The sequence below is a fragment of the Streptomyces sp. URMC 123 genome (genome assembly GCF_051386515.1).
Classification (GTDB): domain Bacteria; phylum Actinomycetota; class Actinomycetes; order Streptomycetales; family Streptomycetaceae; genus Streptomyces.
Genome location: NZ_JBPQTV010000211.1, coordinates 1 through 11,189 on the forward strand (window position 1 = coordinate 1; position 11,189 = coordinate 11,189).

The following is an 11,189-nucleotide window of genomic DNA, read 5'->3' on the forward strand; positions in this document are numbered from 1 at the left end:
GCCTTCGGCCGGGGGATGGGGTGGTGCTTCGCGCCGAGGGCGCGGGAAAACGAGTTCCGCCCCTTCGGGGGCGGGGAAGTGAGGCTTCGCCCCGAAGGGGGGGTAGGTCCCCGGCCTTCGGCCGGGGGGAGTGCTTCGCGCCGAAGGCGCGGGTGAAGATCCCGCCCCTTCGGGGCGGAGAACTGGGGCTTCACCCCGAAGGGCGGGGTGTTTTCCCCGGCCTCCGGCCGGGGATGGGGGAGGCTCCGCGCCGAAGGCGCGGGAAAAGACCCCGGCCTTCGGCCAGGAAACGGCGACGGTCACGTCGCGGACAACCCACAACGTGGACGTCACGCAAACCCGCCCGGAGGGCGAACCTCACGGACGACCCACAACGTGAACGTCGCGCAACCCGCCCGGAGGGCACCCGCACGTCGGACAGAGCGAAAGGTCGAAAAGATGACGCATCGCGGATGGATACGGCGGCACGCCGCCACCCCCCGCGCCCCACGCCTGACATGCTTCCCGCACGCCGGCGGCGGCGCCAGCTTCTACCAGGCGTGGGCCACGGCCCTCGCCCCGGGGACAGAGGTCCTCGTCGTGCAGTACCCGGGCCGCGAGGACCGCTTCCACGAGCCGCTCGTGAGCGACATGGCCACCCTCGCGGACGCCGTCGTCGCGGAGTTGCCGCTGTCGGCGGACGACCCGCTCGTGCTGTTCGGCCACAGCATGGGCTCGGCCGTGGCGTACGAGGTCGCCCTCCGCATCGAGCGCGCGTGTCCCGGCGCGCTGGCCCGGCTGTGCGTGTCGGGCCGCCCCGCCCCGCACGCCGCGGCCCCGTCGGCCGTCCATCTGCTGCCGGACGACGAGCTCGTGGAGCAGTTGCGGGGGCTGGCCGGCACCTCGGACGCGATTCTCGACAGCCGTGACTTCCGCGCGCTGTTCCTGCCGGCGATCAGGAACGACTACCGCCTGATCGAGACGTACCGCCCGGCGCCGCCGGCCGACGGCGCCGGCTTGCTGAGCGCCCCGGTGACCGTGCTGTACGGGGCGGACGACCCGCATCTGCGCGACGGCGGGGCGCAGAGTTGGCGCGAGGTCACGCGGGGCGCGGTGGAGTGCCGGTCGTTCACCGGCGGTCACTTCTATCTGGTGGAGCACCGGGCGGAGGTCGTCGCGGAAGTGGCACGCCACCTGCGGGCCTCGGGCGCGCCCGCCCGGCGCTGACAAGCCCCCCGCCGGAACGCCGCACGCCGAAACGCCCCACACCAGAACACCTCGCCCGGAAACACGATCCGCTCACGCCGCCGGGCCACGCCCGGCAACCGCCCCGACGATGCCGATCTCGTAGGCGAGGATCACCGCGTCCACCCGGTTGCGCAGCACGAGCTTGCGGCAGATGCGGTTGAAGTGGGACTTGACCGTCGCCTCCGAGAGGAAGAGCTCGTCCGCGATCTGCTGGTTGGTGAGGCCCTGCGCCACCAGGCGGAAGATCTGGAGCTCGCGCGGGGTGAGCCGGTCGAGCTCGCCGGCGGGCCGGCGCCCGGCGGCCGACTGGCACGTGCAGCGCAGCCCTTCGAGGACCTGGCCGGTGATGCGGGGGGTGAGGGCGACGCCGCCCTCGGCCACGGCCAGCACGCCGGCGACGATGTCCTCCGACGCCTCGTGCTTGTCGAGGAAGCCCCGCACCCCGGCCCGTACGGCGCCCAGCGCGTAGCCGGCGAGCGGTCCGCCCTCGGAGGCGAGCAGCACCACGCCGGCGCCGCGGTCGGCGGGCCCGGCGCAGAGCGCGCTCACCACGTCGAGCACATCGGGCCCGGGCAGGTCCGCGTCCATCAGCACCACGTCGGGGCGGTGCAGCCGGGCCAGGTCCAGCAGGGAGTGCCCGTCGCTCGCCTCGCCCAGCACGCGGAACGCCGGCTCGGCCTCGAACAGCGCCCGCAACCCCCTCCTGACGAGGGGCTGTTCGTCGCCGAGGAGCAGCCGCACCCGGCCGTCCCCGCACTCCTGTCCGGCCACGTCCCTCGGCCGCGGCTGGGGCGGGACCGCGTCCATGCGCTCCGCCGGCCGGCAGGAGGGCGCCGTACGTCCTTCCCCGTTGCCGCGGAACCGTCCGAGTACTCCGCCCATCGCACTTGCGCCACCCATGGCCAAGAACCCCCGATCAGACGAGACGTCGTATACGAGTCGGACGCTTCGCCGCGTCACACGGCGGCGTCGAACTGTGATCAGCGCCAGGGTATGCGAGACATGTCCCAGGCCACGAGATCGCGGCGTTCCCGGGGTGAAGATTGGCGTGAACTGCCTTGGCCCGCCTGGCGTGCTGCGATGAAGACATGTACGGCTCACCACCGCCGTGCGGGGCTTATCCCTCAACGTCGTCATGACAACCGTTATCACGCGCATCTCGACCATCACTATTCAGCCACGACGGCCCGGCCCACCGGCACCGTCCAACGTGAGTCAGAATCACTACCAAAGCCACCTCTCAGTCATTCCCGCCCGACGCCGCGAACGCCGACAAAGGGCGCCGGAACGCAGAAAACGGCGGTGGGGAGCGAATGCTCCTCACCGCCGTCAGACTGCCGTGGCGGCCCTCGAAGGACCGTCGAAGCGCCCGTCGGGGCGTTCAGGCGCGCCGTGGCTCGCCGGGCGTCAGGCCCACTGCACCGAGCGCAGCGCGGCGCGGTCGATCCCCCCGTCCTCGGTGAGCGGGAAGGTCTCCAGCAGGACGATCCGGCCGGGCATCGGCCGTCCCAGCCGCTCGCGCACGTGGTCGCGCAGCTTCGCCGGCCGCAGGTTCTCCACCCGCCCGTACCAGGGGTCGCTCACATGCCGGCGCGGCGGCGCGGGTTCGGTGGGGAACCGGATGTCCGGCGCCGGGGCGGCCGGGTCCTCGTGGCGGACCAGCGCCACGTCGAAGGCGCCGTCCGGCAGCGACCGGGCCCAGCTGAGGCGGACGGTGTAGGGCAGCTCGTCGCCGAGCGCCCAGATCTCCTCGGGGTCCACTGCACCCGCCGCGGCGGCCCGCGCCGCCGCGACCGCCTCGCCCGCGGTGGCGGGCCCGTCGGGGCGGGTGAGCAGCTCGGCCGCGAGGTGGTCGGCCAGCGTCCGGGCGTTGGCCACGCCCAGCAGCCCGATCGCGTCCGGCCGCTCCTCGGTGAGCAGGCGCCGCAGCGCCGCGGCGTCGGGGCGGCTCTCGTCCCAGGGCCGCCAGTCGGACACGGTGGCCTCGCCGCCCGGGGACTTGTCGAGCCGGATGACCACATCGAAGCGGAACCGGTTCATCTCGGTCGGCCGGCTGCCGCGCTTGGGCAGGACCGCCACATGCGCCACCCGGGGGAAGCGGCGCGGCAGATCGGTGAAGTAGCCGGGGTCGATGAGCAGTTCCGTGCCGGTGCAGCAGCGGCGCTCGACGAGCGACTGCACCTTTTCGCGCGGGGCCCGCTCCGGGGCCCGGGACAGCTCGATGCCCGCGTAGAAGGCCCGGTTGAGCGCGGTGGGCCGGATGTCGCCGACGAACAGGAAGCCGCCCTCGTCGACCACGTCGACGGCCTGGCCGATCACCCGGTCCAGATAGCTCTCGTCCGGGAAGTACTGGGTCACCGAGTTGGCGATGAACCCGTCGACGTCCCCCGCGGTCACGGGCCCCAGGTCGTCGGCCGGGGCCTGGAACAGCTCCAGGTGGGCGGGGGGTTCGCCGCCGAAGGCGGCGCGGATGCGGGCGACGGCGCGCGCGGAGATGTCGCCGGCCCAGTAGCGCTCGGTGTCACCGACGAGCCGGTGCAGCAGCATGCCGGTGCCGCAGCCGACCTCCAGCAGCCGCCGGGGGGACAGGGCGCGAATCCTGGCCACCGTGCCGTCGACCCAGGCCCGCATGTCGTCCGGGCCGAGCGCGTCGCCGGTGTAACTGCTCAGCCAGCCACGGGTGTCGAAGGTGGCGTCGTCCGGCTCGGGCTGGCCGTAGACGTGGTCGTAGACCCCCTGCCACTCGTCGACGTACTGCTGTCCGAGGGCGGCCCCGTCGTCGACGACGGCGTCGTTGCGGCGCGGCATCACATAGGCCGCGCAGGCCCATGAGCCGTCGTCGCGGGTGTCGACGAGCACGGCGCAGCGGTCGACGCCCGGGTGCGAATCCAGAATCCGCTCGAGTTCCTCACCGTTCGGCGCGTCGCCGGATATCCCGGGCCCGGGAGCGGACATGCGCGTCTCCTTTTCCTGGTGCTGCGTGGGGCCGCCATGCTAGCGACCGCCGCTGCCGCCCGAAAGACATTCCATTCGCCGTGTGCTCCCCCATGCACCCAGGGGTGCACGCCTTCTCGCGGTATTCCACTCCTGGTTGCACCGCGCAGTGGGTACCCAGGTTGGAAGACCGATTCCGGGCCCGCTGGTAGCGTCCTCGCCGTCCGATGCCTTTGGCGCGGGATGCGGCATCAGCGAAAGAGCTACCGTCGGGGTGAGACCACCATGTCAGAGTCTGTGATCGGCGAAACCCCGTCCTGGGGCACGGAATGCATACGGGAATTGAGAGAAACTCTCCTGTCGGAGGAATCCCCCTTCCCCTGCACATTCGCCGTGTCCGGGATCAAGCGGAACACCCTGCGCTTCGCATTCGTCGACGATCTCGACGACGAGCGCGCCTGGGAGCCGCTCCCCGGAATTCTCTCCGCGTATCTGCGCGACTTCCGGCGGCTGGGCCGGGAGACGTCGCTGGTCGTCTTCTTCCGGCCCGAGGCCGCGCCGCGCCGGCTGCCGGAGTACGAGGAGAGGTTCTGGGCGGTCCTGCGGCATCTGCACGAGCGGGACCCGGAGCCGTGGCCGGCCGGGGTGCCCACCGACACCGACGACCCCTGGTGGGAGTTCAGCTACGGGGGCACGCCCATCTTCGTCGTCTGCAACACCCCGGCGCACCGGATGCGGCGCAGCCGGCACAGCCCGGGGTTCTTCATCACCTTCCAGCCCCGCTGGGTGTTCGAGGGGCTGGGCGCCGACACCCCGCCCGGCGCGGCGGCGCGGCGCACCATCCGCAAGCGGCTGAGCCGGTTCGACGCCGTGCCGCCCTCGCCCGCGCTGGGGTCCTACGGGGACCCGGACAACCGCGAGTGGCGGCAGTACTTCCTCCCCGACGGCCCCCGGGCTCATGGGGTGGCGGAGCGCTGCCCGTTCCACCACACCGGTGCGGAGGCCGTCGTGGCCGGTCAGGCGACGGGGTTCGACAGCACCAGCCGTTTGACGCCGAAGACGGTGGGCGACTCGTAGTACACCGGGGCCTCGGCGAAGCGCAGTTCCTTCGCCCGCTCCAGCAGCTGCGACAGCGCGATCCTGGCCTCCATCCGGCCCAGCGGCGCCCCGATGCAGAAGTGGATGCCGTGGCCGAAGGACAGGTGGGGGTTGGGGTCGCGGGTGATGTCGAAGGTCTCGGGGTCGGTGAACACCCGCTCGTCGTGGTTGGCCGAGAACACCCAGGAGGCCACCATCACATCGGCGGGGATGTCCACCCCGCCGAGGGTGGTGGGCCGGGTGGTGAGCCGGTAGGCCAGCGGGGCGGGCGGGCTGTACCGCAGCACCTCCTCCAGGGCGCCGGGTACGAGCGCGGGGTTCTCCCGGAGCGCGGCGGCGGCCGCCGGTTCCTCGTCCAGCCGGATCAGGGCGTTGCCGAGCAGCAGCGTGGTGCTGATGTGGCCGGCCAGCAGCAGCATGAGGGTGATGGCGAAGATCTCGGTCTCGCTCAGCCGCTCCCCCTCCACCTCGGCGGCCACCAGCCGGCTGAGCACGTCGTCCCCGGGGTGCCGGCGCCGGTGGGCGGCGTGGTCGAGGATGTACGACTGCATCTCCAGCAGCAGTTCGGCCATCGACTCCGGGAGCTGGAGCCGGGCGGCGTCGACGGCGCCCGCGTCGTGGTTGGCGGAGACCAGGGCGTCGGCCCAGCCGCGGAACATGGCCTGGTCGCCGGCCGGCACGCCGAGCAGCTCGGCGATGACGACGACGGGCAGCGGGTTGAAGAAGCCGGCCACCATCTCGACCTCGGCACGGCCCGCCATGGCGTCCAGCAGCCCGGCCGAGATCCGGTCGATCTTCGGTTCGAGTTCCCGCACGGCGCGCGGAGTGAGGGCCTGGCTGACGAGCCGCCGCAGCTTGTGGTGGCGCGGTGGGTCGGTGACGCTCAGGTGCCCCTCCAGGAGGTTGGGCACGGGCCGCTCCCCCGGCGCCACCTCGACGGGGCTCTCGGGCGCCGGGATCAGCCGGCCGAAGTCCGAGGAGAAGGTCTCCGGGTCCTTCAGCATCCGCTGGGTCTCGGCGTGTCCGAAGACCTGGCAGGAGCGGGTGGCCTCGTCCCAGAGCACCCGGTTGCGCGCGCGGTTCGCGGCGAGCCACCCGCGTAAGGCCCGGCCGCCGTCGGCGGTTGTGGGAGGCGGGCTGATCGCGGCTTCCGTCATTTCCTTCACCCATTTCCTGTGTGCCGTTCCACCGGCCTCTTTTGTGCGGGGTGTCACCCGTCACCGGATTTTCCCGTCGCCGTCGAGTCCGGCGCGACCGGTCGGTGAGGGCCACCTTAACCACGTGTCGGTCTCTTGCACAGGCCACTGTCCGGTCGCCTCCGACCAGCGGTGAACCTCGGGTGGCGGCCGGCCGGCACCGATTCAACTCACGGTTTCAGAACGGGTTCCAACTCCGGTTGGACGACGGCTGTCGGGCCCGCTTGTTAGCTTCGAGTCCGCTCGGGTCGCGTGCGAGCAGTGTGCGCCACCACCGCCGGTGCGGAAGAAGGGGAAACACCATCGATGAGCCCTGTCTCGCGTATCAAGAGCAGGCCGGACGATCCCAATGAGGCAGTGCGGTCCTATGCCGCCAACTCGGCCTTCCGAAGCGCCGAGGCCATGGAATTGGTCAATGAACAGAATCCGTTCCGCCGGCCGGTCCGCCCGCACGATCTCGGTTTTCTGGACTACGGGAAACCGCTGGCCGCCGGCGATGTGCTGAAGCTCAGCGGATTGCTGGGCCACCGCATGCTGCGCAATGTCTACGACGCCGACCTGCTGTTCCTGCCCGGCCCCGCCGGCCATCCGAGCCGCACCGACGCGGCGGCCTTCTACTCCGCCGAGAACCGCCTGCTGGGCCGGCGCGCCGCGGCCGTGCTGGAGCACCACCTCTTCGACTGGCTGTCCGAGGGCCGCGAGCCGCTGCCCGGCGGTGGGGCGCGGGGGCTCGAGGAGCGGGTCCTGGGCGTCTTCGAGGAGCGGCGCAGCCGCCCGTCACGGGCGCTGGAGGTGGCGCTCGGCGCCCGGCACCGCGCGGACGCGGCGGCCTTCGCCCTGGTCCAGCTCACCGCGGTGCGCCCGGCGGTGCACAGCGCGGTGGGCCGGAATCTGATCGGCGACTACGACGCCGCCCACCCCACGCTGCGCCATCTGCTGCTGGAGGACTTCCGGGAGCGGGCGGACCGGGCCGAGGACTACCGCGCGCTGCTGGCCGGCGCGGGCCTGTCCGACGACCCGTACGCCTACTGGCAGTTCTTCCTCTCCTCGTCCCTGGCGGGCGCCAACCACCTGCACCGGCTGGCGCACGACCACGAGCGGGTGCTGGAGTTCCTCGGCGCCTGGGTCCACCACCGGATCGACGAGTCCGTCACCGCGGCCGGCCACGCGGAGCTGGTGCGCGAGGGCTTCGGCATCGAGCGCCCGGGGTACTTCGCCGACGCCCGCGAGACGACCGGGCAGGAGCTCGTCGAGCTGACCCGCGCCCTGCTGGCGCCGCTGCTGGAGCGGTTCGGGGGGCAGGCCCTGGAGTCGTTCCACACCGGGTTCGAGGACGCCCGCCGGCTGGCCCGGGTGGCCGACGAGGACCTCGCCGTCCAGCTGGACTGGGCCGACCGGCTCGACGAGTACAAGGCCAAGGCCGAGAAGCTCGAACACCGCATCCGCACCGAGCACATCGAGGTCGACCTGGAGACCTTCGTGGAGTCGTCCGAGGAGACCTCCACCACGCATGTGCACGACGACCACCGGCTGGTCGTGGTCGAGGTGGGCCAAATGCACTTCTGGAACAACGTCGGCCAGCGCATCCCGATGTCGGAGGGCGACAAGCTGCTGATCCCCGCCGAGCGGCTGCACGGCTCGGTGGTGCTCTCCGGCACCTGCACCTACCACCAGCCCGTCATCCCCGAGGACATGCTGCGCTCGGTCTAGCGGCCCGCTGCCCGCCACCCCCCACCCCGCGCTTTTCGAAGGACTTCCGGTGAGAGACGAACAAGGCGACGACCGGTACCGCGTGGTCGTCAACCACGAGGAGCAGTACTCGGTGTGGCCGGCGGACCGCGAGATGGCCCCCGGCTGGCGGGACGCGGGCGTGGCCGGCACCCGTGACGCGTGCCTCCGGCACATCGAGGAGGTCTGGACCGATATGCGGCCCGCCTCCCTGCGGCGCCGGATGGCGGAGGCGGGGGCGGGGGCGGACGGCCGATGACCCGACACGAGGGCGCCGGCACGGCGGCCACCGCGGGGCCGGCGGCCGAAGAGACGGCTGCCGGCGAGACGGTGGCCGGCGACGGCGACGCGCGCATCGCGGTCGTCGGCCTCTCCGGCCGCTTCCCCGGGGCCGGCTCCCCGGAGGAGTTCTGGCGCGTCCTGCGGGCCGGCGAGGAGACCCACACCACGTTCACCACGGAGCAGCTGCGGGCCGCGGGGGTGCCCGCAGAACTGCTCGACGACCCGGCGCTGGTGCGCCGGCGCCCCGTGCTGGCGGGCGCCGACCTCTTCGACGCCGCGTTCTTCGGCTGTACGCCGCGCGAGGCGGAGCTGATGGACCCGCAGCAGCGGCTGTTCCTGGAGTGCGCCTGGGAGGCGCTGGAGTCGGCCGGGTACGACTCCGAGCGGTTCGACGGCGCGATCGGGGTGTTCGGCGGCGGCGGGCCCACCTCGTACTGGCACCGCCACCTCGCGGCCAACCCCGCATATCTGCGGGAGGTCGGCGAGTTCCAGGCGCTGCTGGGCAACGAGAAGGACTTCCTGGCGCCCCGGGTCTCGTACAAGCTCGATCTGCGCGGCCCGAGCGTGAGCGTGCTCAGCGGCTGCTCGTCCTCGCTCGTCGCGGTGCACCTGGCGGCGCAGAGCCTGCTGAGCGGCGAGTCCGACCTGGCGCTGGCCGGCGGGGCCACGGTGTACTTCCCGCAGCAGGCGGGCTATGTGCACACCCCGGGCGGGGTCAACTCCCCGGACGGGCGCTGCCGGGCCTTCTCGGCGGACGCCGACGGCACGGTGCCCGGCGACGGCGTGGGCGTGGTCGTGCTCAAGCGGCTGGCCGACGCGCTCGCCGACGGCGACCGGGTGCACGGTGTGCTGCTGGGCACCGCGGTCAACAACGACGGCGCGCACAAGGTGGGCTTCACCGCCCCCAGTGTGCGCGGCCAGGCGGAGGTGATCGCGGAGGCGCTGGCGGTGGCCGGGGCGGAGCCGGAGTCGATCTCCTATGTGGAGGCGCACGGCACCGGCACCTCGCTGGGCGACGGCATCGAGATCGCCGCGCTCACGGAGGCGTTCGCCACCGAGAAGCGGGGTTACTGCGCCATCGGCACCCTCAAGCCGAACATCGGCCACACCGACACCGCGGCCGGCGTGTTGGGGCTCATCAAGGTGCTGCTGTCGCTGCGCCACGAGGAGATACCGCCGAGCATCAACTGCCCCGAGCCGCACCCGGGGATCGACTTCCCCGGCACGCCGTTCCGGGTCGCCACCGAGGCGCTGCCCTGGCCGCGGGGCGGCGAGCCGCGGCGCGCGGGCGTGAGCTCGTTCAGCGTGGGCGGCACCAACGCGCACGTGGTGGTGGAGGAGCCGCCGGTGGAGGAGCCACCCGCGCCGGCCCGCCCGGTCCAGCTGCTGGTCCTCTCCGCCCGCACCGACACCGCGCTCCAGCACGCCGGCGCGGCCCTCGCGCGGGCGCTGCGCGCGGAGGACGGCCCCGGCCTGGCGGACGCCGCCCACACGCTGCGGACCGGCCGCCGCCGGTTCGCCCACCGGATGGCCCTGGTGTGCCGGGACCGCGCGGAGGCGGTGGCGGCCCTGGAGGGCACGGGCATCACGCCGGTGTCCGTGGGGCGCGCCGACCCCGACGCCCCCGGCCCCGGTTTCCTCTTCCCCGGGCAGGGCGCCCAGCGGGTGGGCATGGGGCGCGGGCTGTACGCGACCGAGCCCGGCTACCGCGCCGTCGTCGACGAGTGCGCGGAGCTGCTCGCCCCGGAGCTGGGCGAGGACCTGCGCGCGACGCTCTTCCCCGAGCCGGCCGACGCCGAGCGGGCCGCGGAGCGGCTGGCGGCCACCCGGCTGGCGCAGCCGGCCCTGTTCGTCACCGAGTACGCGCTGGCCCGGCTGCTGGCCGACTGGGGCATACGGCCGGCGGCGATGCTCGGGCACAGCGTCGGGGAGTTCGTCGCCGCGTGCCTGTCGGGGGTCGTCGCACTGCCGGACGCGCTGCGCCTGGTGGCCCTGCGCGGCGCGCTGGTCCAGCGGTGCGCGCCCGGCGCCATGGCGGCGGTGCCGCGGGGCGAGGAGCGGGTCCTGGAGCTGCTCCGGGAGCACCCGGACCTCTCCGTCGCGGCCGTCAACAGCCCGTCCCAGACGGTCGTCTCCGGGCCGGCCGAGGCCGTGGAGCGGCTGGTGCGGCGACTGGCCGACGAGGGGGTGGAGGCCCGCCGGCTGCGCACCGCGCACGCCTTCCACTCGGCGCTCCTCGACCCGGTCGTCGAGGAGTTCGTGGCGGCCCTGCGGGAGGTACGGCTGCACTCCCCCGCCGTCCCCTGGCTGTCGAACGTCACCGGCACCTGGATCACCGCGGAACAGGCCACCGACCCCCGCTACTGGGGGCGGCACCTGCGCGAGCCGGTGCGGTTCGCGGACGGGCTGCGCGCCCTGCGGGAGGCCCCGGGCCGACCGCTGGTGGAGGTCGGGCCCGGCGCCACGCTGCGCGGTCTGGCCGCGCAGGGCGCGGGCCGGGGCCCCGGGGGCGCGGGAGCGCCCGCGGCGCCGGCCGGCCCCGTGGTCGCCACGCTCGGCTCGGACCACGCCGCGGCCGACGGCCGGCCGGTGCTGGAGGCCGTGGGGCAGCTGTGGACCCGGGGCGTGGGCGTGGACTGGGAGGCGTTCGCGGCCGACGAGCGGCGCCGGCGGGTGCCGCTGCCGACCTACCCCTTCGAGCGGCAGCGGTTCCTCGTGCCCCTC

8 protein-coding genes are annotated in these 11,189 nt (G+C 73.5%); 5 read left to right on the forward strand and 3 right to left on the reverse strand.

Annotated features, from left to right (window positions below; genetic code table 11):
• Nucleotides 1–438 precede the first annotated feature (438 nt).
• Nucleotides 439–1,206, forward strand: a complete 768-nt coding sequence (locus ACSNOD_RS21750; protein ID WP_436768681.1) for a thioesterase II family protein — start codon at nucleotides 439–441, stop codon at nucleotides 1,204–1,206.
• A 72-nt stretch (nucleotides 1,207–1,278) separates the two neighbouring features.
• On the opposite strand, the gene ACSNOD_RS21755 is transcribed toward ACSNOD_RS21750, so the two are convergent.
• Complete coding sequence (locus ACSNOD_RS21755) at nucleotides 1,279–2,034, reverse strand: LuxR C-terminal-related transcriptional regulator (protein WP_436768682.1); 756 nt, start codon at nucleotides 2,032–2,034, stop codon at nucleotides 1,279–1,281.
• Between the two features lie 600 nt (nucleotides 2,035–2,634).
• A complete protein-coding gene (locus tag ACSNOD_RS21760) occupies nucleotides 2,635–4,182 on the reverse strand; it encodes a methyltransferase domain-containing protein (protein WP_436768683.1) in 1,548 nt (515 codons plus the stop codon).
• Nucleotides 4,183–4,446: 264 nt separating this feature from the next.
• On the opposite strand from ACSNOD_RS21760, the gene ACSNOD_RS21765 reads away from it, so the two are divergent.
• On the forward strand, nucleotides 4,447–5,238 hold the full coding sequence (locus ACSNOD_RS21765; RefSeq protein ID WP_436768684.1) for a YqcI/YcgG family protein: 792 nt from the start codon (nucleotides 4,447–4,449) through the stop codon (nucleotides 5,236–5,238).
• On the opposite strand, the gene ACSNOD_RS21770 is transcribed toward ACSNOD_RS21765, so the two are convergent.
• Nucleotides 5,178–6,416 carry a cytochrome P450 gene (locus tag ACSNOD_RS21770; protein ID WP_436768685.1) on the reverse strand — a complete coding sequence of 413 codons (1,239 nt, stop codon included), beginning with the start codon at nucleotides 6,414–6,416 and terminating at the stop codon, nucleotides 5,178–5,180. The genes ACSNOD_RS21765 and ACSNOD_RS21770 overlap by 61 nt on opposite strands.
• A gap of 441 nt (nucleotides 6,417–6,857) precedes the next feature.
• Between ACSNOD_RS21770 and ACSNOD_RS21775 the strand changes: the two genes are divergently transcribed.
• The 3 genes from ACSNOD_RS21775 to ACSNOD_RS21785 all read left to right on the forward strand — a co-directional run.
• Nucleotides 6,858–8,165: a hypothetical protein gene (locus ACSNOD_RS21775; protein ID WP_436768686.1), complete on the forward strand. Its 1,308-nt coding sequence runs from the start codon at nucleotides 6,858–6,860 to the stop codon at nucleotides 8,163–8,165.
• A 49-nt stretch (nucleotides 8,166–8,214) separates the two neighbouring features.
• Entirely contained in the window at nucleotides 8,215–8,442 is a 228-nt protein-coding gene (locus ACSNOD_RS21780; RefSeq protein WP_436768687.1) for an MbtH family protein, read from the forward strand.
• Nucleotides 8,439–11,189: type I polyketide synthase (locus ACSNOD_RS21785; RefSeq protein ID WP_436768688.1), on the forward strand; the 2,751-nt coding region annotated here is incomplete at its 3' end. The genes ACSNOD_RS21780 and ACSNOD_RS21785, both read left to right, overlap by 4 nt.

Coding starts and splice junctions, on each gene's coding strand:
- ACSNOD_RS21755 (WP_436768682.1), bottom strand. CDS start 2,034: ATGGACGCGGTCCCGCCCCAGCCGCGGCCGAGGGACGTGGCCGGACAG.
- ACSNOD_RS21750 (WP_436768681.1), top strand. CDS start 439: ATGACGCATCGCGGATGGATACGGCGGCACGCCGCCACCCCCCGCGCC.
- ACSNOD_RS21770 (WP_436768685.1), bottom strand. CDS start 6,416: ATGACGGAAGCCGCGATCAGCCCGCCTCCCACAACCGCCGACGGCGGC.
- ACSNOD_RS21765 (WP_436768684.1), top strand. CDS start 4,447: ATGTCAGAGTCTGTGATCGGCGAAACCCCGTCCTGGGGCACGGAATGC.
- ACSNOD_RS21760 (WP_436768683.1), bottom strand. CDS start 4,182: ATGTCCGCTCCCGGGCCCGGGATATCCGGCGACGCGCCGAACGGTGAG.
- ACSNOD_RS21775 (WP_436768686.1), top strand. CDS start 6,858: ATGGAATTGGTCAATGAACAGAATCCGTTCCGCCGGCCGGTCCGCCCG.